The sequence below is a fragment of the Paenibacillus sp. EKM212P genome (genome assembly GCF_011066115.1).
Taxonomy (GTDB): domain Bacteria; phylum Bacillota; class Bacilli; order Paenibacillales; family Paenibacillaceae; genus Paenibacillus; species Paenibacillus polymyxa_B.
The window spans coordinates 18,105-41,502 of record NZ_JAAMNR010000012.1; the positions used below are offsets into that span (position 1 = coordinate 18,105).

A 23,398-nucleotide genomic window follows, 5' to 3' on the forward strand; every position below is an offset into this window, starting at 1 on the left:
TTGCCCCAAGCGCGTCATTACAAGACGGATTATAGTATTTATCGACAAAACTCTCTTTTTTGTTAAGTGCGAATTTCCGGTATAATAAGGTGATTATGTATTGAATGGCGGAACCATTGGAGGAAATGGCATGGGAGTAAAGCATGGGCGTGAGTATGAACAAATTTTGAACGATTTTACAGAGGCTGTGGGGCGCATCCCAGATAGCTATGAATTTTTTGAGATGGAAGCAGAAGATTGGGACAGGCTGGACCCGGCGGGACGTCAGGAAGTCAATGAAGCTTTGGCAGAAGACTTATTTTATGCACTGGGTACAGAGCCCACAATCACTGTAGGGAGTAGCGTTGTGATCTATGAGCCGGAGCAGCATCGCATCTATGTACTTATTGGGGACGAGGAGCTGACGTCAGTCCCTTTGGTTTGAGGTCCGTCTTATGGATTTATCAACGGGGCCGTGGTAATATGTACACCAATATATCGTAGTTTTGGCCGTATTTAAGCGGTCGAAAGGCTTCCGTATAAACGGGGAGGAGTTCGTAACATGCCTTTTACACAAGAAGAGATTGAAGCACATCTGGAGAAACTGGAGGGCTGGGAACTGGAGGAAGGACGTTGGATCGTCCGAAAATATAATTTTTCCAGTTTTATGAAAGGGATTGCATTCGTGGATGAAGTTGCCGCTATATCTGAAGCATTCAATCATCATCCATTTATTACGATTGATTATAAGACCGTGACTCTGCGTTTGACCTCTTGGGACGACGGCGGTATTATGGCCGTGGATATTAAGGAAGCCCAACAATATAATGAAGCTTTTGAAAAAATGCGCAGCAGTCATTGAGCTTGTAATGATCTGTCGTATGATGATAAAAGCGCCTTCGCTATACAACATCGTGGTTGTATGCCGAAGGCGCTTTTATCATAGAATCTGGGTTGGGTGCTCGGGACGATATACCATACAATAAAATGGTTTTTTGCCATCAGGAGTCTGGCGTTCATAGGTATCTGTAAGCTCAAATCCAGCCGCCTTGTAGGCCCGGATAGCGCGCCCATTCCAAGTGAGCACCTCTAAATCAATTTCATTCTTCGGGTTGCGTCGTTGAGCTTCCTCTGCAATGGCACGGACAAAATCAGAGCCTTTGCCATGTCCGCACCTGTCAGGATGCATTCCAAGACCTAGCCGGGTCACACCGATCATAGGAAAATATTGAGCAAATCCTGTTAGCTTGTTCTCTTCATCCAGTACGGCAACATATTGCTCTTGGCGAAGCGTGGGACTTCCAAATTCGACTTCAAGCGCCTTCATTTGTTCCCAGGGGAGCCAACCGTATATGTTATAAGGTGGATCATAGTGCCACTCACAGATTGCAGCCGCTTGATGCTCGTCCATCGGTACGATCCGATAGTTGGATATTGAGGCCGGCATGTGTTCCATCCTCCTTTTACACAGGTACTTCAATCATTAACAACAGATTGTAGACAAGTTGCAGAGGAATGGCAAGCGTGTTTATTTCATACCTAAGTCGGGTATACATTCAATAAGAAGGAATTACTGCTCATATGCTCCCCCAGCGGTGACGGTAAAACCGACGATGTTCGCTACAATTGAAACCTTTTGAGGTCTCAGTTCGTCAGTAAAGATAATAATTGCTGATGTTGTGGACATAAAAAACCGCAATTCGATTCCGGCCAGAATCAAATTGCGGCTAGGGTTAGCTTGCTGTGCGTTAGTTATTCTACGTTATCGTCATCAGGAATGTCTGAAGCTACAGAATGGTAAGCGTCTGTGCTCATAATTCTTTTTGCACCGACATAGCGGTTAGCGTAATAATTTTCGTTCAGTGAGCTAACTACTACACCACGTGAAGTCGAGGAGTGGGCAAATTTCCCTTCACCTACGAAGATACCTACATGGGAAATGCCTCTTCCTGTGGTGTTGAAGAACACCAGGTCCCCAGGTCTCATTTCATCGCGGGATACAGAAGATCCCATTTTGAATTGTGATCCAGATTGATGCGGAAGTTTAATTCCCAGTTTGTTGTATACGTACATTGTGAAGCCGGAGCAATCGAATCCCTCGAGTGTAGTGCCTCCGCTTCTGTAGTTCGTTCCTTTGGCATCTTGGATGACCTGGTCCATCTTAGAGTCTGCATATGCACTGCCGCCACCGAATGTAAAAGATGTAAAGGCAATGGCAAGACCCATAGCTGCGATCGTTAGCTTCTTCTTCAAAAAAAATATACCCCTTCCAATGCCTGCGAGGTTAGCTTAAGGATTCGGTAGAAGGTTCCCCTATGACCACTCTGTTGCGAGATCAATTCACCCAAACTGGTTCCCCCGCTTCCTAGGTGCCAGGAATTAGGCTTAACTTAAGATGTGCACCTTGGAGAGCAGTATTCACAGAAACGTTATTTTTAAGATAAAGGTTACAATAAAGATTACAAAGTTGTTACTATCAGTTCACTGCGATTATTGTAACAAAGACGGCTGGCTTTGGCAAATGTTTCATTGCAAAAAGTTACAAAAAAAATCTGCTCCTAATGTCCCAGGAACAGATCTTGTTAACAGTATTCAGTTATGTGTCGTTTGCTCGAGTATGAATCAAGGTTTTTCGACAGACGGAAATGAAGTAAAAAACATAAAGGCAGGGCTTAGCTTCTACTAGAGATATCGGTATGCCATAGTCTGTACTGCGAACTGATATGCCACAGCCTGACCAGACTAGTAACAAAATGATACGATTGCTGGAGAATGAGCGCCAGCATGCCAGTCCAAATCATCGCCACGGTGCCAAATAGACCGAAGACCAGCAGCACACAAGCACCGAGCAAAAGGGATATACCGACAGCTGGGAGGAGCTGGCGAAAGAAGGCGAGCAGGGACGATAGTATGGCGTGACCACCGACAGTACCCAGTTGCATATACAGGATGCACTGCCGAATGAACCATCCGTATGCCATCCATCCAATGACATAGGGCAATAAATGCAGCAGATAAGAGGAAGATTGAAGTGCTCCTGCTACAATAGGGTAGAGTCTCGGTACTACCCAAAAGGCGGGAAGCAGCAGCAGTTCCAACTCGATGGTGTAATACAACAGCGACGACATGCCATGGCGTTTCATACCCTTGAAAAAGGACAGGCTTTGCGGTTCAGTCGCATCGGTATGCAGACTTTGATATATTCCGGCTCTAATGAAGGGAGTGATCAGTATGCGTAGTACAGTCGCCCCTAGTAGTATCCACAAATACACATGTACTTCCCGGCTGTCCATCAGAGCAATCTGACTCTCCATCCAAAATAAGGTCTGTCCCAGCTCGTTTTGACCCTGATCAGGATAACGGAGCAATAGCGGGATAACGGCAGACTGCACCAGCCGATAGATAAACACCCCCCACAGTAGTCGATACAGAAATAAAATGATAACGATATAGAATCGTATGCGCACCAGCGCCCAGCCCTCTTTTATAACAGTCCGCATCTATAGACACCTCACCATGACAGACTTCCAAGCAGTGTCTCCAACAGCTTGGTTACACTTACACTCCAACGGGTTTGTTGCTTTTCGTCCAATTCGGCTTTTAGGCTATTGTTAATATGCTTGTTCTCCAGTGCAATGGTATATAAGGGATCAAGGGTTACATAGGAAACGGGAGAAGTACTTTTGATCCGAAAAGTTGTGCTTTTGCCCGCGCCGTCCCAAGCCTTGAATATCGTGGTACCATCCTTGAAGGTAAATTGGACAGGGATCTTGGGATAATCCGCCCCTTTTTTGCTGACCGTCACGACTGCTTCATATCCATTCTCCAGCTTGTGGTTTGTGATGTGATCCACTGAAAAGTCCGCCATCTGGCCGTCATATACATACTGTTCAAAATAGTGGCTCCATGAGCGTCCGGTGACTCTCTCCACGATACGTTGAAAATCCATTGAGGACGGATGCTTAAATCGGTACGTCTGGACGTAGGTCCGCATAATGCGATCCATTTTTTTCATACCCACCTGACGTTCAATGCCCCGTAGGACCAGCTTGCCTCGAGAGTAGGCATTTTGCGCGTACTCAGCAGCTGAGCCGTACTTCCATGACTCACGGTTTAGCGGCTGTGGGGAGGCTACCTGTCCCGATTGTAATGGCAGGTTGGGGGTAAGCCCATATTCTTGCTCCATAAGCCGCTCCTCTGCATAGGAGGTGAAGCCTTCATCCAGCCACGGCTCCTCAAATTCATTATTGGCTACCATTCCGTAGAAATATTGATGTCCAATCTCATGAACTAATGTCCGTTCCAGACTATAGCCAGGATTCAGATTACCCGCAGCAGCGGCCGTGATGAGTGTCGGATACTCCATACCGCCGGCTCCATTGCCTGATTTGGGTGGAACCACGATGGATAGGGTGGAATATGGATAAGGCCCGTACCATTTGCTGTAGTACGAAAGGGCGGCCTTCGCTGCGCTCATATAGCGCCCTTTGAGCTCCTTGTGCGACGGGTCAAGGTAGAGCTTGATTTTGACACCAGGGACTTCAGCAGAAGAAAAGGGTTCTTCTACGGTTACAAAGTTGGGTGAAGCGGACCAGGCAAAATCGTGTACATCATCGGCATAAAATTGATATATTTTTTGGCCGTTCTGTCGGACGGCACCACGGGTGGGAAATCCGGTCGCTGCTACGATATGAGTTTCAGGCACCCGAATCCGTACGCTGTAAATTCCAAAATCGGCATAAAACTCGGAGTTACCATGATACTGGTGGAGGTTCCAGCCCTCCTCGGCGCGTCCACGTTGTCCTGCAGTCTCGTAGACGCTGAGCTTCGGGAACCACTGTCCTGCCATTACAAAATCATCTGTCGCACCCATACGAGCGAAGATGGCGGGCAGTTTTACCTCAAACTTCATATATAATGTGATTTCTTCGCCACCTCGTACCGGCTTGGGTAGACGCACCTTCACGAGCGAACGGTCGCCTGCGTTACCGTCATCTGGCTGCACATATTGGATGCGGTGCATGAGAGATAAACCGTCTTCTGTTTTTAGTTCAGTCAGCGTCATGGAGCCAAAGCCGTCTTTGGGCATGGTATCTCCGCGCAGCTTTCCACCGGATTCCTTCATAAAGGTAGTTTCCATGGAAGAGAAAGCATTCGGGTATAGATGAAGATACAGATCATTCACGGTTTTCTTGCCCGGATGCTTCCAGGTCAGTGTCTCAGTGCCTCGCAAAACCTGTCCTTTTTCCAGAGACACATCAATGTGGTACTCTACCACCCGTTTGCTGAGGATTTCTGTAGCGGGCTGTGGAGGGTTCTTGGGCAGGTCAGGCAGGATATTTGCCCCTAGAGGCTTGCCCATATTTGGGGCAAGCGCAGACTCAGACAGGGAGCCGTATAGTGGTTGGCCTATGGACTGCGGGTCGGATTGCGGTTGGGGCTGCCAGGCAAACCATAACGTCCCTGCGAGGAGACCGAGGGCTAGTGTAGACAATAAAACGATTTTAGTGCGTGCTGGGGTCATACAATGGATACCTCCCGTTGACAAGCATCTACAGCATGTATATGTTTGCTTTCAGGAGATTATTAGTTAAAATATTTATAGTGTAGAATGAGTGTGAAGACGGAAAATGGAGGTCTAGTGACGCATGAGTGAAAATCAGCCGGACGGCAAAAAACAGATTGCACTGAACATTGTCAGTGGCAAGAGTAAACATAAGGGTTTCGGCGCAGGCTCAATCGACCTGAACAGCATGTCTCCCGTTATCATTGACCGAGGAGAGGCGAAAATTGATATCGGTGCCATGCATGCCAAAAGTAAAGTAGAACGTGGTATCAAGTTCTCTACGAATAAAGAGGATGTACCGAACGGACGCCAAGTATGGCTCGTATGGGTAGCCGTGGATCGTACGCCCGAAGGGCGTATGTACGGCGGTGCCACCGCCTGCGAGATGCTGATTGACGACGAAGCCAAACGCGGCTGGAAAATCCTCGCCGATCACGTCAATCGTATGGATTATGCGCTCAAGCGTCGTTTCATGCTGGAGGATCTCGGAAGTGAGGATAAGGCAGCACTTAAAAGTCTGCTGATTTCTCATAACGAGGAATGGTGGGACGCTTCGCCTGAGGAATTGAAGCAGGCGCTGGAAGGGTAGGCCCAACCTTAACGCAGTAATAATATTGTAAAAAAGCAGCCACATCTGTGGGCTGCTTTTTTTTATTGCGAAGGGTGTTAAAGAGTTTTGAACTTACAATGAGTTATACTAAAGGTGCTTTTTCCTATGAGAAGCAACCAAATTAGAACCTCTATTTAAGCTTTGTTTTACCTTTAGTTGTAAGCATTAAGACCTCATAGAATATGTACCGGACAAGTAAATAGCAGAGGAAATCAGTAAAATATTTGAAGAAAAAAACTGTATTTACGTTATAAAATGAGCTATACTGAGGTAAGAATAGTAAAGGAGTCGTGCGTCAACACGACTCCAGCATACAACAACTGCATAAAGAGCAGTCGGCCGGGTAAGATAAGGTCGGATATAGACCGTATTCCTTAGTCAGAGCGGTCTATTTCTTTTTCACGTAGGTAAGCAATGCCAGAATGAACATGCCAAACATGATCATCAAGGAAATCGCGTCTTTAACCTCCATGGGCATCACCTCCCTTCGGGGAGACTAGCCGACCGCCCTTTTAGCCGGGTTCTTTTACGACGGTAGCGCCTTGACATCCTGAACAGGCATTCACTATAATTCAGATAGAAATCGCTTCCACTTTTCTTTTTATTTATTTTGTGGAACCGGTTCCTTGAAAAATGTGTAGCTAAGTCCCATTCACTGTTTATGAATGTAATCTCTAAATAAGGTGGCATCGTTATGTTTAAATGGTTGAAAAAGAAGGCGGCTCCTCGTATTGAACAATTCGACATGGTAGCACCAATCAAAGGAAAAGTGGTTTCCCTTGAAGAGGTTCCAGATCCTGCGTTCTCTACGAAGGCTATGGGGGAAGGCATCGCTATTCATCCGACTGAAGGTAAAGTCACTGCTCCTTTTACGGGTAAAGTCGTTCACGTGATGGAGAAAAGTAAGCATGCTCTGATCATTGAGCATGAATCCGGTGTACAGATTTTGATACATGTCGGGATTAACACAGTTTCCCTCAAAGGACAAGGGTTTAACCCTCACGTTCAAACAGGAGATAACATTAAAGCAGGGCAATTACTGATGGAGTTTGATCTAGACGCGATTCAACAGGGTGGCTTGCCTGTAATTACTCCGGTAATCGTTCCAGACGGGCAAGAGATGATCAGTCATGTGGAAATCTTGGAAGGTACATCTGCCTCTCCAGAAGTCCCCGTATTAAGAGTTCACTTAAAAGCTTAGTTCTCATTCAGAAAAGACTAACCAGGAATTCCTGGTTAGTCTTTTCTTTAGATGATTCACTGACTGGTCAAGGATCGGGTATGACCATGTGATCAAAAGCTAGGATTCACATATTTCAGATATCCGCTGATTACAATTGCCTTCGTACAGCCCTCCATGAAAGCAAATCACTTTTTTAATATCATATGGCAGCAGGTTTTTAAGAGATTCTTTGGCCATATTGAAATCCCAGCAGTATTGCGGGTCTGGAGCCAATAATTTGCCGCTTACTACGCGTAGAGCATCTCCTGCAATCAGGGTTTGACTGGATTTATGATAGAAACTTAGGTGTCCTGGTGTATGTCCAGCAGTATCTATAACTACGATCCCCCCACAGAAGGGTAATTCCTCTCCGGCAACGATGGTGGAGTTTACAATAGCCTTTGGGGGATTTTCAAGTGTACGCCGGAATGCGTGTCTCCACTCTACCGGAACGGATTCGGGCATGGCGCTTACAGCTTGATCTATTGCTTCTGGAGTCAGCTTTATAAGCTGTTGTTCTCCCTGTATATAAGGCTTTTCGATAGAACTGGCTAATACTTGAACTGGGGATGAAGAAGCCCGGATTATATCTGCTAAACTGCCGATATGATCAAGATCCTGGTGTGTTATTAATATGAAGGTAAGTTTATGGATTGCTAATCCGGTGCCTAGAATAGCCTCATGCAAAAGTGAGAGTTGCCCGGGGTAAGCCGTATCGACTAAAATCATGTTATCTTCGTCCCACATTAAAGTGGGGTGAATACTCTCTATACTTCCCATAATGTTAGCAGAAACCTGGAGCATGTGTATTCCCTTGTCTAATTGCATCGAATCCCTCCCATAAGAGTTGATGTAATACAAAGGAATCGTATCATGAAATCTAAATATGTAAACCCATATTATATCATAAAAATAATTATTTGTAAATATGTAGAATTTTAAATTTGTGTGACAGTTAGGAGTGATGACGTGAAGAAAATTTATTTTGTCAGACATGCCCAAGCAACAGGACAGGAACCAGATGCCCGACTTACCGATGAGGGTACCCGACAAGCTGAGCAGTTAGTTGATTTTATGGAGAATGTAGGTGTGGAATATGTCCAGCCCGTGGAAACGGGCCGTGCGAACCATTCAGCCCTTGGCTGAACGGAAACAGTTGCAGGTGTATACTGATGTACGTCTTCAAGAACGGGTACTTAGCCATGAGCATTTGGATCATTGGCTGGACGTGCTGGAACAGACCTATTTGGACGAGGACTTGAAGCTGGAGGGAGGGGAATCATCCCGTGAAGCAGTAGATCGAGGAATCCAGCTTGTTCAGGAGCTTATAGAGCGGGCGGAAAAAACGGTTATCATTGTAACTCATGGAGCTTTACTATCTCTTCTCATTCGACATTACGATCCGCAGTTTGGGTTTGAGGACTGGAAAAAGCTTTCGAATCCCGACGTGTATTTGCTAGAACTGAAAGAAGCAGAAGCCAAGATTCACAGAGTGTGGAATACGGATTGAAATAAATAAAGCACGTTCATTAAGTGCAGAATGGAATCGAAAGGGGAGGCGCATGTTGAATGCAAACCGTTTTTTAGAATTAGAAAAGGCGTTGTTTCGAGCTTGGTCTTTGGAGTCTAGCTCTAAATGGACAGCAAATAATCCTGCGGCTGGACAATGTGGTGTCACAGCGCTTGTCGTTCAGGACAGGCTTGGCGGAGATATTTTGAGGACATGGCTGGATAGTGGCTGGCACTATTACAACCGCATTGGTGAGGATATTATGGATTTTACGAGGTCGCAATTTTCAAGCCTTCCTCAGTATCAGGATGTATACTCCAACCGGGAGGAGGCTTTTTCGGACACCAATGCAGAGCAGTATACAGCTTTAAGTCGGAGATTAAAGGAATTTTTTAACGAAGGAGAATAAGGGGATTTAAATCTGGATGCGTCATAAAGACGTGATTTTTGAACCTGATCCAATGGAAGGTACTTTTTGTTGCCAAATATACATTAAAGAGCTGAGTAATCAGTAAAATTTTTGAAGATAAAAGACGTATTTACGTTATAAAATGAGCTATACTGAGGTAAGAATAGTAAAGGAGTCGTGCGCTAACACGACTCCAGTATACAGCCACTGCTTAAAGAGCAGTCGGCAGTAGGGTCCAACAATAGACCGTTACCTTGGATCGGGGCGGTCTATTTCTTTTTCATGTAGGTAAGCAATGTTTCTTTAGAAAAAAACTAATGCAGCCAATGACCGGGAATGCTTAGAGAAGGGGGCAGTTTGGTTTTACAATTGCCCTTAGCCGAATTTAATTGCGCCTGTGTAAGAAAGATACTTCCTTCCAGATTAGCCCCACTTAAATCAGCATCTCTAAAATCCGTACCGATCAAGTCTGTCATTCTCAGATCAGCCTCTCGCAGATCAGCAGCAATAAGTAAAATTCCTCTCAGGTTGGTACCTCTAAGATTAGCGCCTCTCAAATTGGCCCCGATAAGGTCTCTACTCCTGATTTTTTTACTATATTTATTGTGCTCCACGTTTTTCTTAACTTTTTCTCGTACTAACTCACTTGTTCGTAAAAGTAAATCATTGACTAACGCCCTATGGGTTGGTACATGAAGATTTATGAGGGATTTTGGATCTTGATCCGTAAGCTGCTCGGTTTTCGCCATAGCTTTTTGTAAGTCTGTATAGATGGGATGAGTTTCTTTTAAGTTAAGGGCTTCATTGAGGTAATAAAGCATTTCATGAAGCTGTTGCATGATGGGAAATATATTGAACATTTCCTCAGCTATTGCCGGATCGTCTCGCCAGCTTTTTCCCTTGTATGTAACTTGGGAAACTTTTTGACCTGCTCCAAAGCAATCATATACCGTACAGCCTCGCAAGCCGTTGTTTCTTAGATTCTTATGAATATCACAACGATAATCCGCATTTAGGTTTTGACAAGGAGTTCCTCCATCCTTATTAAAAGCAAAATCAGCTGATTTTGCATAAGGCAAGGCTACACAGCATAAACCAAAACATTGTTCACAATTTGCACTATACAATAAACACACATCCTTTTACTGGCACCTATTAAACATAATATTACCAAAAAAAGATGAAACATGGTCTATTGTTTTTCTATAGACTTCTAGAGTCTGCTGGATCGTTTAGAGAAGAAATTTAGTCTTTTGCCAAATTCAATTGCCATGAAACACCGTATTTGTCTTCAACCCAGCCAAATTGTTGGCTTACGGGCGAGGCTTCAAGGGGCATTAGAACTCGGCCTTCCTGAGATAGCTGACCAAACACACGATGAATTTCTTCTTCCGATTCACAAGTGACGAATAGCGATAGAGCTGGGGTAAAAGGGTGTTTGTCCTGATGGTTATAGTCTATAGCCATAAAGGTTTGCCCTTTGAGGTTGAATACGGCATGTAACACGGTCCCATCTTCCTGATGAAAAATGCTCATGATACCAGACGGCTTAAATACAGAGGTATAATATTGCATGGCTTCTTCTGCTTGACCGGAGAACATGAAAAATGTTGTGATTTTTGGACTGGAATCATGCATGAGATCAACTCCCTAGATTGTATCGTAGATGATAACATCTTTCCTCTTTTTTAATAGAAATATTCAGCATTAGAGAAGTGCTTCATGAAGACGTACACATGTGAAAGGAGAAAGACAGGATAATGGACGCGACAGCAAGACTTATGGATATGTTCGGCTCAGCTAAGAAGCTGGATGCCAGCATCATTTCTGCCTATACGGATGTGGTTGCCCAATATGGGACAGTGGAGGATGCGTGGGAGTTATATAGGCTTTTTGTAGAAGATCCCCATCATTATATCCGGGGATTGCTCCTCCAGCCGATCATGAGATGCGGGGATGTTACTTTGGCGCAGGATATGTACGAGCGTTACGTCCGAAATCAGGCATCCCCAGAACATATACCTGACGGTGTGCTGTATGCGCTAGGTTATTTGGGTTATGTGGAGGCTGCTGCTGATCTCGTCGCTTTGGTGAACGGACCGTATGGAGCTGTGTCTGTGGATGCCTGTTTGGGACTGGTACATCTTCCATGCGAACCGTATCGTGAGAAACTGGCGGCTGAATTGGAAAAAGCGCTGGATCAGAATTTGTTTAATGAATTCTTACCTCTGTTAAGCTTCAAATGCACGACTGAAGATATGATTCCGCGGTTGGTACATTGGGGAGAGCAACATGCTTCCGTAGACTGTAATGCAGGAATTATTGCTGGAATCGCATTGTTTGGAGAAGGGCAGAAGGATACGATTCGATCTATCCTGTGGAATCCGTTTTGGGAGGCTCATGGAACGGCTACAGGCAGTTGTGTGTGGTCTTATTTTGCTATGCAGCACGTAGGGCTAACCTTTAGGGAGCTTGTTCAGGATATAAAAAGCAACGATGCATCCAAAGAAGATGTACAGGCACTGGAATACCGTTTGGACGTGCTATGTGAGATGTTGGAACTCAAGCTAAGCTATACAGCCCGACCGATCCGGTTCGCTGGCAGCAATGAGGAATCATTTGGTCAGCTATATAGCGATTTGTTTAGCTGGTCTAACGAGCATCACGATGACTCTATTGTAGGCTGGATGAACGAACAGTTGGGGGTTGAGCACCGACTGTTGGATCAGTATGATGAGCTAAGGAAAAAAATTGAGATTAAAATGGTGCATGAAATTGAGCTGGAGCATGTTCGGACAGGGAGTTAATCGGGTCGGGATATAAGAGTTTTTGATGTAAAAGGACGAAATGGCGGAGTTTGGCGGCGATATGGGGATTCGCCCAGTCCGCGGGCTGATGTCCCGCATAGGATACATCAGCCTAGAACACAAGGAGTGAAACACATGTCTTTACTGCCACAAGTTCCTTTCGGAACGCAACCGGGTACTCCGGGTCCTTTCACGCCGTCAGGTCCTTCGATTCCACAGTTTCCTGATATGCAGGATTCCTTCCCATCTCCGATAGGTCCGCCACCAGGCCCAGGACCATTTTCGCCACAGCCGTTCTCACCGCCGCCGCAGGGGCCATTCGGTCCGCAAGGTGGGCAGCAAACTCAAGCACCAACTTCCCCACCACCGCAATTTACGCCACCGAAGCCGCTGGTTTCGGCGTATGCGGTTGACCCTGGAGCCATCTTCGGTTGTTTGTTCCGCAACACGTTTGTATGGCTGACGAACGGAGAGCGTTTCTGGATGTACCCTATCTTTGTAGGCAGGACATCCGTAGCGGGTTTTCGGTGGAGTGGACGTTTTTGGTTTTATTATGGTGTAGACACTAACCGTATTGAGTCGTTTAGCTGTTATTGGTAATAGCGCAGCTTTAGGGAAGAGCGGGGTTTAACGGAATGATGGCTGATGGCACTGTCAAGAGAGGTAAATGGGCACATGAGGTAAGTGAAGCGAAAATTAAAAGACTGAGAGAGCGCTCATCGCGTTCCCCCAGTCTTTTTTTTCTATTAATCCATCCACCAACGTTTAAAATTGCCCCACCATGATTTCTTTTCGGCTTGTCGCTCCGCTTGGTCAGTTGGTGTGGATGCCGGTGGGTTATCTTGCCCCGACAGCGTCTCCTTCGGCTCCGTGCCGCTTACAAATACCTCCAGCCGCTTATCCGGGCTGTCCGGTGCAGCCAGTTTGCCGCTGGCCGGATCAATATAAGCGCTGACTACGCCGTCGGGGATAGGAAAGATTTTGGGCGGCACATTCTCCAGCGCTTTCTCCGTATATTGCGCAAAAATCGGAGCCGCCCGTCGGGCATCCTGTGTGCTGATGTCCTTGCCCTTGTCATAGCCAACCCAGACAGCGGTGGATAGTTCGGGGGTAAAGCCGACCATCCACGCATCGGTGTTGGTCGTGCCGCTCTTGCCGGCAACCGGGCGCTTGATCAGCTTCGCGACCCGGTTGCCGGTGCCGCCTTCTTCGAACACGCCTTCCATGAGGCGTGTAAGGACATAGGCGGAGGCGGGCTTCACCACCTGCACGGGCGCGGCTTGGGGCGCTTCGTACAGCGACCGCCCGGCCGCATCGGTGATGCGCAGCACTGCCACCGGAGCCACCTTTTGCCCGCCGCTGCCGATGACCGAGAAGGCGGAGGCCATCTCGAACGGGCTGACGGGCGACACGCCCAGCGCCAGCGAGGGTACGGGCTTGAGCTCGCTTGTAATGCCCATTTTGCTGGCGAGATCCATGACCTTGTCCGTTCCCACCTTCAAAATGGTGCTAACGGCATAAATATTATCGGACGCCGCAATTGCGCGCCGAAGATCTATTTCGCCCAAGTATTTGTCTCCAAAATTTTTGGGCTTATAGGTCTTGCGGTTGTTATCGTAGTGGAACAACGTCGGTCGGCTTTCGAACTTGGACGTACTCGTCAATTCGCCGGAATCCAGCGCGCTCAGATACATAATCGGCTTGAAGGCTGAGCCCGGCTGCCGGGTTGTGGCCAGCGCATGATTATATTGATTTCCGACATAGTTCGTTCCGCCGACCATGGCCTTGACATGTCCGTTGCGCGGGTCCATGGAGATTAACGCGGTTTCCAGTCCGTTGCTGTTCTTCATGCCTTCGTTTACAGCCGCCTCGGCTGCCTGCTGCATGTGCATGTCCAGCGTGGTATAAATGCTCAGGCCGCCATGCTCAAGCACCCCTTCGCTAATCCCAAGTTGATGAGTAGCCAGCTGGCGAACGTAATCGCGGAACCAGGGAGCGGCTTCCACTGTCCGGCGCTGGCTCTCGGGCCGCAGGGCCAGCATTTCCTCATAGGCCTTGGTGGCTTCAGCCGGAGTAATCTTGCCAGTGAGCGCCATCGAGTCCAGTACAATTTTCTGCCGATCCTTTGCATTTTTCATATGATTATACGGTGAATAGTAGGTCGGTCCTTTCGGAATACCTGCTAACAGGGCGCTTTCGGCCAAATCCAGATCTTTTGCGGATTTACCGAAATACATTTGCGAAGCTGCTTCAATGCCATAGGCGCCGTGACCATAGTAAATTTCGTTCAAATACATTTGCAGCAGCTCATTTTTGTTGTACTTCATTTCAAGCTGTGCGGTATAAATGGCCTCCTTAGCTTTGCGCGTCCACGTTTTCTCATGAGATAAGTACAGATTGCGTGCAAGCTGCTGAGTCAGCGTGCTGGCCCCTTGCGACATATCCCAGCGGGTCAGATTAACGATTACCGCCCGGCCCAGACCTTTGAAATCAAAACCAAAATGATCGTAAAACTTCCGATCTTCCACAGCCAGGGTAGCTGCAATCAAATTGGGTGAAATGTGATCAAGCTGGACCGGAATGGATTCCTTGCCTCCAGCAGAGAAAGTGGCGATGACTTGCCCCTGACTATCAAGCAGACGTGAATTCCGATCCGTATCGGCGAGCGGAAGGCTGGTCGTGTACAAATAGGCGAGCAGGATGCAGGCGGCGATGACCGTCAGAATAGTGATAGACATCATTCCTTGAAAGCATCGAAGCCAAAGCGGTTTACGCTTGGGGGATCGCCCGGTCGTATCGGTCATCATGCCACCTCCTTCCATAGTTGATGTTCTCAGTATAGTCAATCCGAAAGCGTCTATTCATCAGATGCACATACGTATCTACTTTAAACAAGATTAAATCTTCAAATTGCTTTTGCAGTCCATTCAGGTATCACTTATAATGCAAAAAGTGTGAAATTCCAATGTGTTTGGTACAATAAATATAGCAAACTCGGCGTTTGCGTGTTGCTGATATAAGGAAAGTCAACGTTTATGCTACCGGATTGCCGGACACATACTTTGATCAGAAAGAAGGTTGGAATGATGGACTTGTGGTTTACGGAGAAGCAGACTCCCTCTTTCGGCATTACAGCAAAAATCAAACAAACCTATGTCTCTGAGAAAACGGATTTTCAGGATCTGGCTATGATCGAGACAGAGGAATTCGGCAATATGCTTGTTCTGGATGGCATGGTGATGACAACGGTTAAAGATGAATTTGTGTATCACGAAATGGTAGCACATCCGGCCTTGAATACACATCCGAATCCGAAAAAAGTTTTGGTTGTGGGCGGTGGCGATGGCGGCGTTATTCGTGAGGTCATCAAGCACCCTGAAGTAGAAAAGGCGGTATTGGTTGAGATCGACGGTAAGGTGATTGAATATTCCAAAAAATATTTGCCTGAAATCGCAGGGAAGCTGGACGAGCCTAATGTAGAAGTGCTAGTCAATGACGGATATATGCACATTATTGAACACAAAAATGAATACGACGTCATTATGGTCGATTCGACGGAGCCGGTAGGTCCGGCAGCCCCTCTGTTCGAGCGCGGGTTTTACCAAGGTATTTTTGAGGCGTTGAAGGAAGACGGCATTTTCGTTGCGCAAACGGATAACCCGTGGTTCAAGGCAGACCTGATTCAGAAGGTCAACAAAGATGTGAAGGAAATTTTCCCGATTGTGCGTGTTTATGGTGCGAACATTCCGACCTATCCGAGTGGTCTTTGGACATTCACGTTGGGGAGTAAGAAGTATGATCCGCTCGAAGTAGACGAAACCCGAATTCCAGAGATAGACACCCGATATTATAGTCCGCGTTTGCACAAAGCGGCGTTTGTACTACCTAAGTTTGTAGAGGATTTAACGAAGTAAACATTTTAAGAAAAAGCGTCTTAGTGGTCTTTATTGCCTGTTTTTGGGTGGAAAGGAGCGCTATAGGCGCTTTTTTGTGTTGAATAAGATTTAAAAATGGCCATGAAAGCATACTGGACACTGAATTTCCTTTTAAGATAAAAGAAGGAAATTTAAGGGTGTGTGTAGAATATACAAAAAACCAGACATTTAACAGATTTGTAATGTCAACAGGGACGGTTTGGTTATGGAAATACATAAATCGGCGATGTACCAAAGAGGGGGAAACTTTTTTGATCAGACGCTCTTTTTATTACCTGTGGGGGTCTCAGACGATCTCCAATGTAGCAGATATCATCTACATGTTGAGTGTAGTGGTATTGGTGTTCAGTTCAAGTAATTCCTTAATGACGACTATTTTAATTCCGTTGTTCCGATTGTCTGCTCAAGTGCTTAGTGGGCTCGTTGCACCAATAGTCCTCGGTCGATTTCGGCTGACACGAGTGTTGCTATTTTCCCAGTTTGGACAGTTTGTCATCTTTACGCTTCTGCTGCTTTATTTGTGGATCGTACCTGAGCAAAGGTCGTTTCTGTTTATTTTTGTGATGGTGTTCGGTATGTCTTTTCTAGATGGCTGGACAAATCCTGCGCGTAATGCGCTTGTACCCCGTTTGGCTACGGGGGAAGGACTAATGCGTGCCAACGGCATGGTAGCGGTCAGTGATCAGGTGGTCAGGTGTGCAGGCTGGGCGTTGAGCGGAATTATTGTGGCTTGGCTGGGTTCCCTGAATACGCTTGTGATTGCATCCTGTTGCTATCTCGTGGCTGTAACTGTCACGTCTTTCATTCGTGATCCGCTGGATCAGAAGGAATTAAGCCTTGAAGCTTCGGATTCCTCGACAAATCTAGTAGAACCTGCAAAGGGAAAGGAAAAAGGCTCTCATTGGAAAGAGCTTGGGGAAGGCTGGAAAATCATTTGGCACAACCGTCGTATTCGTTCTCTGATGATCGTCGATAGCGTGGATAGTATCGGGGGAGTCTCCTGGCTTGGGGTATTTATTTTGGCCTACGTCAGCCAAGTGCTGCATCGGGATGCGAGCTGGTGGGGCTTTATGAATGCGTCCTTTTTCTCGGGCACGATTTTGGGTGGATTGATCGTCGTTGGCTTGGTCAAGCGATTGCAAAAGAACAGCTTTTTATACATGCTCGGAGCGTTGCTGGTGTATGTACTGATTACAATTGTATTTGCGCTGAATACAATTCCCGTTGCTGCGCTTATTCTTTTTGCTATATCAGGCTTACCTGTTCAAATGGCGGGGATTATTCGCCGCACCTTGCTGCAAACCAGTGCACCGGCAGCCCAGCTGCCCAAAGTCATGGCGGGAATTGATGTGCTGACCAATCTCGCTTTCGGCCTGTCCTTGTTATTCATGGGCTGGTATGCAGACCGTTTCGGTATGGTGCAGGTGTATTTGTTGGCTGCGGTTATGACGACCATTGCTGTCTTGATCGGCTGGTTGTATCGACGTGATTTTCAGGAAAGTGAGCAAATGGACCATCCAACCGCTACGGGCGCTGGGATTTAAAATTGGGGTTCTCGTTAGGCGTGACATCATTCATTGGATGACTACATAATTAAATGCAGGTGTAAAAGTGAACGTGACGATTGGGGAGAATAAAAGCCTGCAATTCTCCTCAATTTTACAGGAACACCACTGGAATAACGTTGACGGTGGTGTTCCTTTTATAACTATTAAATTAATTGGTATGTCTGTTGAACAGTATGTGCCATTCCTAATGTCAGGTCCGTTTGCTCGTGAGATATGTTTTGACGGCAGGAGGAGTGTAATTTGTAAATTGCCGTAGGATTCCTTGCGGAGTGGTATCCGTAATTACCATCGCACGATATTTTTCCTGCATAAATTGTTCCTCAGCCATACGATCAAACAAGGATATAAGAGGATCGTAATAATGGTTAATGTTTAAAAGACCGCATGGCTTTTCATGCAAGCCTAATTGCGCCCATGTGAAGATTTCAAAGTATTCTTCCATTGTACCTGGGCCACCTGGTAAAACAATGAATCCGTCCGCAATCTCTGCCATTTTAGATTTTCGTTCGTGCATGGAATCAACAATGATTAATTCGCTCAGGCCATTATGTGCAATTTCACGGCTTTGCAAAAAGTGAGGGAGCACACCGATGACGCGACCTCCTGCATGAAGTGCCGCGTCAGCCACTGCACCCATTAAACCAACACTTGCTCCTCCATAAACCAGGCTTATTTCCTCTTCGGCAAGTGCCTTGCCCAGAGCAACAGCATGCTCTCGATAAATCTCAGACGCTCCATTACTGGAACCGCAAAAAACAGCAATGCTTTTCATATGAGATTCTCCTTTATGTATATCTTTTTGCAAGTTTTTGCTGGTGTGTTCGAAATATATCCTCCAAGGTGATGTCATACTTGTTGGCGATCACGATGAGATTACCCAGTACGTCTCCAAGTTCTTCAGTTAAATGGTCCTTGTTCTCCTCGAATGAACCATCGATCTCATCAGGCCGGTCTCTGCCGATCTCCAGGGCGCGAATAGCTCTCGCAACCTCCCCGGTTTCCTCTGCCAAGAAACCAATTCGGACGAAGATATCCAAATCCGACCAGTTTCTCTCCTGATAATATTGCTTGACCCACTTTTGAAATTCATTAATATCCATATTCAGCCTCCCAAGTGAAACCCATGCATAGGTGTTGGCTATACACAAACCATAAGGTTTAGATGGAACAGAAACGTTTGTTCGTGTTTATATTATATAATATGAGAGCGTATTTTTTCAAACCGCTATTCATCGTGGTTTCTATTTGTTTTCTCTAGGTTGTTTTCGTAAACTTTGTTGTTTTTGCGTTATATATAAGAGCATATTCTTGTTGAAATAAATTTGGTATAATTTATCTACGAATAGAAGCAAAGGGGTGGAGCTTTGATGAATTCAGTTGATTTAATGATTTTAAATTTTGAAGAAATTAGATGTAGAAGTATAAAAGTATGGAAATCTATACCTAAAGAAGTGTTAAGTTGGAAGCCTGATGAAGATGCTCTTACTTGTGCTGAAATGATCAGACATTTATTACAAGGTGAGTTTCTCTTTCACCAAGTTCTTATAGGGAGAGGTAGTAAAGCACTATCTAATTTGTTTAATCCCTTTGAAGCAAAAAAATTCACATCAGTAGATGATGAACTTGAATTTGCACAGCCTTATCGTGAGGAATTCTTGAGATATGTTAAAACAATTAGTATAAACGACTTAGAAAATATAGAAATAGACCTTTCTGACACAGGTGGTTATGTTAAAACACTTGGGGGAATGTTATTACGCATTGCTTACCACGAATCTGTTCACACAGGTCAGTTGTTAAACTATATGAGAACAATGGGAATAGACCGCCCTAAGATATGGGATTGATATTGACTTTGTTAAAGTCTTGTTTTTATGTAACCCAGAAGCCTTTCGAACTGTTATATGTTTAGATTTTGGTACGCTGAAATAAGCATTTGTTCAACTTGATTTCCAAATATTTAGTTGCCACGCCTTGAAACATCTTTCCACATCCTCGGACACCTCCTTATACCCCACTATGTCAGCCATTTAAAAGTACGATCAACACTAAACGAGTACGCAAGCGAACTAATAAGAGGTACTTCAAAAAAAGGAGCCAAACTTATTATGGCTCCTTTTTTCGTTGTTCAGATATTGGGCAGGATAGTGGAATTGATCAGGAGAGGAACGGTCTGTTTCAAAGGCATTTTTTGCTCGTGTGTAGCCCTCAGGTGCTGAATGATACGTTCAGCCAAATCGCGTTTAAATTCACCTGCGACCGTACCCGATACGCCTGCTAGTCCATAGTGAACTGGCTGTTATAGAGCGAGGCATAATGGCCGCCGCTGGCAAGAAGTCCCTCATGGGTACCACTTTCGACGACATCGCCGTTTTTCATGTATAAAATCAAATCCGCTTCGCGGATGGTCGATAGTCTGTGGGCGATCACAAAGCTGGTGCGTCCGGCAATCATTTTCATAAATGCTTTTTGGATACGCGCTTCTGTCAGGGTGTCTATGCTGCTGGTCGCTTCATCCAGGATCAGCATAGGTGGATCGACCAGGATCACCCTCGCGATGGTAAGCAGCTGTTTTTGGCCTTGCGACAGGCTGTCGCCTGACCCGCTGATGACCGTATCGTAGCCATGAGGCAGTCGCTTGATGAAGCTATGCGCATTGGCAGCTGTTGCAGCCGCGATGACTTCTTCATCCGTGGCCTCTGGCTTCCCGTAAGCGATATTGTCCCGAATGGTCCCGCTGAACAGCCATGTATCTTGAAGCACCATACCAAAGTTAGTCCGTAGGCTGTCTCGGCTCATGTCGTTGATATTCACCCCATCGATGGATATCGAGCCGCTGTCCACATCGTAAAATCGCATGAGCAGATTGACGAGTGTGGTTTTGCCAGCTCCGGTCTGCCCGACAATGGCCACACGAGTGCCTGGCTTTACCTCCAAACTAAAGTTCGTAATGAGCGTACGTTCCGGGTTGTAGGAGAATTTGACATGATCAAAAAGAATCGTGCCTTTGCTGCGCTCCAGCTGTACGGCGTTCGATTTTTCCGGCTGCTCTGGCGGTGAGTCCAAAATAGCAAATATGCGCTGAGCAGAAGCCGTAGCTGCCTGGAACTGGGTCAGCACACCCGTAATTTCATTAAAAGGCTTGGCGAACAAATTGGTATAAATCAGAAAGCTCGACAATCCGCCTATCGAGATCCCACCCAAAATAATGGAGATACAGCCAATCATGGCGGTGACTGAAAAAGTCATGTTGTTCACCAATCGGGTAGAGGGGTTGGACAATGATCCGTAAAACTGCGATTTCACCCCGGCTTGATACAATTGTTCGTTTCTGGCGGAAAATTCCTCAAGTGAGCGGTTTTCATAATGAAAAGCGGTAACTACCCGTTGCCCGCCGATCATTTCTTCCACATAACCGTTCAGGCTTCCTAAAATTTTGGCCTGTTCGCGGAACATACGCTGCGATCTTGTGGTAATGAACCGTGCTACGCCATATGTGATCGGGGCAGACACCAATACAACCAACGTCATGATCGGACTGATATACAGCATGAGTACAATGGAGCCTATAATCGTAATAATCCCGGTAATCAATGTGGAAAAGCCTTGCAGCAATCCATCCGACACAGCATCCATATCGTTCACAAAACGGCTAATGCTGTCTCCTTGTGGATGAGTATCATGAAAGCTTAACGGAAGGATATTAAAATGATCAAATAACTCCCGCCGCATATCATTTACGGTCTGAAAAGCAATGCGGTTCGTCAAATACGTGAGCAGCCAGCTAAATAGACTGCCTACAACATATACAATGCCTAATCCAGCTAGAATCTGCGCAATACCTTTAAAATCCACTGCTCCCTTATCCACCATATGGTCGATAGCCTGACCAATCATGTAGGGTCCGATCAGACTGGCAAGCACGCTGAGAATTGCACTGACGATGACCCAACATGTTGTTGTTTTATATTGACCCACATAGGTTAACAATCTTCTCCAAGTTTCCTTGCCACTCATTGGTCTACCTCCTGCGTTGAGAGCTGGGAATGATTAATTTCCTGATATACATCTGAGCTGCTCATCAACTGTTCATGTGTTCCGATACCGACAATTCGCCCCTCATCAAACACAATTATTTTATCAGCATGCTGTACACTGCTTACTCGTTGCGAGACCAACAGGACGGTCATGCTGGTGCTATTTTCCCGTAGCGATTTACGGAGGGCGGCGTCGGTTGCAAAATCAAGTGCGCTTGAGGAGTCATCCAAAATGAGAATTTGCGGATTGCCGACAATAGCTCTGGCAATGGTAAGTCGCTGCTTTTGTCCTCCCGACAAATTAAGCCCCCCTCGGGTGATCGGAGCATCGAATTTCTCCGGCAGGTTGGAAATGAACTCATCCGCCTGTGCGATAGCTGCGGCTTGAGCGACTTCCTCGTCGGTGGCGTGTTCATGCCCCCAACGGATATTATCCGCTATAGTACCAGTGAACAGTAGCGCCATCTGAGGGACAATTCCGATTTTCTGCCGCAATTGCTCAAGCTTATATTGCCGAACGTCGATGCCATCAACCTGCACACGACCCTCTACCGCATCATAGAAGCGGGGAATGAGATTCACAAAGGTGGATTTCCCCGAACCTGTTCCTCCGATGATGCCGACCGTTTCACCGGGATAGATGTTTACCACTACATCGCTAAGTGCCAATTGCCCTGTCTTATTGTATCCAAAGGAAACGTGATCAAAAGAGATGGCTGGTACAGCGCCATGCTCACTTGCTTCCTCCCTGTCTATAGATGTAGAAGTAGTAGCAGTGTCGGAAATCGAAGCTTGCGTGTCTAGGACCTCCTGAATACGCGCTGCTGAAGTGGCAGCTTTGGTGAACAAAATAATTAAATTGGTTACCACAATCAGAGCCAGTAAAATTTGCGTAATGTAATTAATAAAGGCAATAATCTCCCCTTGTGTAAGAGATCCATATTGGATATGGATGCTGCCGATCCACAGGATAGCAATAATAGCTCCGTTCACCACTAACAAGGTGGCGGGGCTTAGCAAAGCAGAAATACGTCCGACACGAATAGCAGTCTGGGTCAGGTCATCTGAGGCGGCATTGAACTTTACTCGTTCAGCTCCTCTTTTGGCAAATGCACGTATGACCCGTACACCTGTAAGATTTTCGCTAAGTACCAGAGCGATTTTATCGAGTTTTTTCTGGTATAGCCGGTACAGGGGAGAAGCCTTCGTAATGACTACATACAGAATCAAAGCCAGAATCGGTGTAGCCGCCAACAGCACCAAAGCAAGGCGGAAGTCCAGAATCATGGACATGATAATCGCCCCGATACAAATAAAAGGAGCACGAATGACCAAACGAATCAACATCGCTACAGCTGTTTGCAGCTGATTGACATCATTCGTAATCCGGTTGATAAGCGAGGGTGTACCGAATTTATCGAGATCAGCATAAGAAAAAGAAGAAATATGCTTAAACATCGTATTGCGCAGCGTAGTTCCGAATCCTTGAGAGGCACGAGCTGCGTAAAACTGACACACTAATGAACTGCCAAAGCCCAGTATAGTCATGAGTAACATCAAAAGACCCATCTGCCAAACATAATGGGTGTCTCCTTTACCTACACCATGATTGATCATTAAAGCAACCATCGTAGGCAGCAATATTTCCAGGATGGCCTCAATCAGTTTAAACAGAGGTCCAAGAATCGTTTCCTTTTTATAGGGTTTCAAAAAAACAGCAAATTTCAGCAAATAAACCATCACCTAACCTAAATA

Annotated in this window: 23 protein-coding genes, 1 pseudogene and 1 riboswitch; of the genes and pseudogenes, 11 read left to right on the top strand and 13 right to left on the bottom strand. The window is 46.0% G+C overall.

From position 1 onward, the window contains the following. The first annotated feature begins 130 nt into the window (after positions 1–130). A complete protein-coding gene (locus tag G9G54_RS23310) occupies positions 131–424 on the top strand; it encodes a hypothetical protein (RefSeq protein ID WP_165179780.1) in 294 nt (97 codons plus the stop codon). Positions 425–541: 117 nt separating this feature from the next. Continuing rightward, on the top strand, positions 542–841 hold the full coding sequence (locus G9G54_RS23315; RefSeq protein ID WP_007428083.1) for a 4a-hydroxytetrahydrobiopterin dehydratase: 300 nt from the start codon (positions 542–544) through the stop codon (positions 839–841). Between the two features lie 78 nt (positions 842–919). Here the strand turns inward: G9G54_RS23315 and G9G54_RS23320 are convergent, their stop codons facing one another. From G9G54_RS23320 to G9G54_RS23335, 4 genes are all read right to left on the bottom strand, one after another. Further along, on the bottom strand, positions 920–1,426 hold the full coding sequence (locus G9G54_RS23320; RefSeq protein ID WP_165179781.1) for a GNAT family N-acetyltransferase: 507 nt from the start codon (positions 1,424–1,426) through the stop codon (positions 920–922). 305 nt (positions 1,427–1,731) lie between these two features. After that, positions 1,732–2,232: a C40 family peptidase gene (locus tag G9G54_RS23325; RefSeq protein WP_061831815.1), complete on the bottom strand. Its 501-nt coding sequence runs from the start codon at positions 2,230–2,232 to the stop codon at positions 1,732–1,734. Positions 2,233–2,237: 5 nt separating this feature from the next. Continuing rightward, positions 2,238–2,375, bottom strand: a riboswitch (cyclic di-AMP (ydaO/yuaA leader). Between the two features lie 276 nt (positions 2,376–2,651). Then, positions 2,652–3,479 carry a hypothetical protein gene (locus G9G54_RS23330; protein WP_165179782.1) on the bottom strand — a complete coding sequence of 276 codons (828 nt, stop codon included), beginning with the start codon at positions 3,477–3,479 and terminating at the stop codon, positions 2,652–2,654. Positions 3,480–3,490: 11 nt separating this feature from the next. Then, positions 3,491–5,503, bottom strand: coding sequence for a M1 family metallopeptidase (locus G9G54_RS23335; protein WP_165179783.1), 2,013 nt, complete (start codon positions 5,501–5,503; stop codon positions 3,491–3,493). 124 nt (positions 5,504–5,627) lie between these two features. Here G9G54_RS23335 and G9G54_RS23340 point away from each other — a divergent pair, with 124 nt between their 5' ends. Next, complete coding sequence (locus G9G54_RS23340; RefSeq protein WP_010346553.1) at positions 5,628–6,134, top strand: YwhD family protein; 507 nt, start codon at positions 5,628–5,630, stop codon at positions 6,132–6,134. A gap of 409 nt (positions 6,135–6,543) precedes the next feature. Here G9G54_RS23340 and G9G54_RS25880 read toward each other — a convergent pair whose 3' ends face one another. Then, positions 6,544–6,633, bottom strand: coding sequence for a putative holin-like toxin (locus tag G9G54_RS25880; protein ID WP_373441577.1), 90 nt, complete (start codon positions 6,631–6,633; stop codon positions 6,544–6,546). Positions 6,634–6,849: 216 nt separating this feature from the next. Between G9G54_RS25880 and G9G54_RS23350 the strand changes: the two genes are divergently transcribed. Then, the gene (locus tag G9G54_RS23350) at positions 6,850–7,356 is read left to right on the top strand and encodes a PTS sugar transporter subunit IIA (protein ID WP_165179784.1); all 507 of its coding nucleotides are present in this window, start codon (positions 6,850–6,852) and stop codon (positions 7,354–7,356) included. 99 nt (positions 7,357–7,455) lie between these two features. On the opposite strand, the gene G9G54_RS23355 is transcribed toward G9G54_RS23350, so the two are convergent. Continuing rightward, the gene (locus G9G54_RS23355) at positions 7,456–8,205 is read right to left on the bottom strand and encodes an MBL fold metallo-hydrolase (protein WP_165179785.1); all 750 of its coding nucleotides are present in this window, start codon (positions 8,203–8,205) and stop codon (positions 7,456–7,458) included. 141 nt (positions 8,206–8,346) lie between these two features. On the opposite strand from G9G54_RS23355, the pseudogene G9G54_RS23360 reads away from it, so the two are divergent. Continuing rightward, a pseudogene (locus G9G54_RS23360) lies at positions 8,347–8,887 on the top strand (histidine phosphatase family protein). A gap of 55 nt (positions 8,888–8,942) precedes the next feature. Further along, positions 8,943–9,296 (top strand): YunG family protein, encoded by a 354-nt coding sequence (locus G9G54_RS23365; protein ID WP_165179802.1) that lies wholly within the window; start codon positions 8,943–8,945, stop codon positions 9,294–9,296. A gap of 314 nt (positions 9,297–9,610) precedes the next feature. Here the strand turns inward: G9G54_RS23365 and G9G54_RS23370 are convergent, their stop codons facing one another. Continuing rightward, a complete protein-coding gene (locus G9G54_RS23370) occupies positions 9,611–10,423 on the bottom strand; it encodes a pentapeptide repeat-containing protein (protein WP_165179786.1) in 813 nt (270 codons plus the stop codon). A gap of 118 nt (positions 10,424–10,541) precedes the next feature. Then, a complete protein-coding gene (locus G9G54_RS23375) occupies positions 10,542–10,934 on the bottom strand; it encodes a VOC family protein (protein WP_165179787.1) in 393 nt (130 codons plus the stop codon). Between the two features lie 119 nt (positions 10,935–11,053). On the opposite strand from G9G54_RS23375, the gene G9G54_RS23380 reads away from it, so the two are divergent. Together G9G54_RS23380 and G9G54_RS23385 are read left to right on the top strand one after the other, a co-directional pair. Next, positions 11,054–12,103 carry a hypothetical protein gene (locus tag G9G54_RS23380; RefSeq protein ID WP_165179803.1) on the top strand — a complete coding sequence of 350 codons (1,050 nt, stop codon included), beginning with the start codon at positions 11,054–11,056 and terminating at the stop codon, positions 12,101–12,103. 135 nt (positions 12,104–12,238) lie between these two features. Continuing rightward, positions 12,239–12,703: a transporter gene (locus G9G54_RS23385; protein WP_165179788.1), complete on the top strand. Its 465-nt coding sequence runs from the start codon at positions 12,239–12,241 to the stop codon at positions 12,701–12,703. 146 nt (positions 12,704–12,849) lie between these two features. On the opposite strand, the gene G9G54_RS23390 is transcribed toward G9G54_RS23385, so the two are convergent. Continuing rightward, positions 12,850–14,907, bottom strand: coding sequence for a transglycosylase domain-containing protein (locus G9G54_RS23390; RefSeq protein ID WP_165179804.1), 2,058 nt, complete (start codon positions 14,905–14,907; stop codon positions 12,850–12,852). Positions 14,908–15,189: 282 nt separating this feature from the next. Between G9G54_RS23390 and speE the strand changes: the two genes are divergently transcribed. Next, positions 15,190–16,017 carry a polyamine aminopropyltransferase gene (speE, locus tag G9G54_RS23395; RefSeq protein ID WP_165179805.1) on the top strand — a complete coding sequence of 276 codons (828 nt, stop codon included), beginning with the start codon at positions 15,190–15,192 and terminating at the stop codon, positions 16,015–16,017. A 272-nt stretch (positions 16,018–16,289) separates the two neighbouring features. Further along, a complete protein-coding gene (locus tag G9G54_RS23400; protein ID WP_165179789.1) occupies positions 16,290–17,582 on the top strand; it encodes an MFS transporter in 1,293 nt (430 codons plus the stop codon). A 214-nt stretch (positions 17,583–17,796) separates the two neighbouring features. On the opposite strand, the gene G9G54_RS23405 is transcribed toward G9G54_RS23400, so the two are convergent. Together G9G54_RS23405 and G9G54_RS23410 are read right to left on the bottom strand one after the other, a co-directional pair. Then, entirely contained in the window at positions 17,797–18,378 is a 582-nt protein-coding gene (locus G9G54_RS23405; RefSeq protein ID WP_165179790.1) for an LOG family protein, read from the bottom strand. Between the two features lie 13 nt (positions 18,379–18,391). Beyond that, positions 18,392–18,706: a MazG nucleotide pyrophosphohydrolase domain-containing protein gene (locus G9G54_RS23410; protein ID WP_025718465.1), complete on the bottom strand. Its 315-nt coding sequence runs from the start codon at positions 18,704–18,706 to the stop codon at positions 18,392–18,394. A gap of 267 nt (positions 18,707–18,973) precedes the next feature. Between G9G54_RS23410 and G9G54_RS23415 the strand changes: the two genes are divergently transcribed. Beyond that, a complete protein-coding gene (locus G9G54_RS23415; protein ID WP_165179791.1) occupies positions 18,974–19,453 on the top strand; it encodes a DinB family protein in 480 nt (159 codons plus the stop codon). Positions 19,454–19,883: 430 nt separating this feature from the next. Here G9G54_RS23415 and G9G54_RS23420 read toward each other — a convergent pair whose 3' ends face one another. Next, positions 19,884–21,623, bottom strand: coding sequence for an ABC transporter ATP-binding protein (locus G9G54_RS23420; RefSeq protein WP_165179792.1), 1,740 nt, complete (start codon positions 21,621–21,623; stop codon positions 19,884–19,886). Next, on the bottom strand, positions 21,620–23,374 hold the full coding sequence (locus G9G54_RS23425; protein WP_165179793.1) for an ABC transporter ATP-binding protein: 1,755 nt from the start codon (positions 23,372–23,374) through the stop codon (positions 21,620–21,622). Before G9G54_RS23425 ends, G9G54_RS23420 begins: the two co-directional genes overlap by 4 nt. Positions 23,375–23,398: the final 24 nt, after the last annotated feature.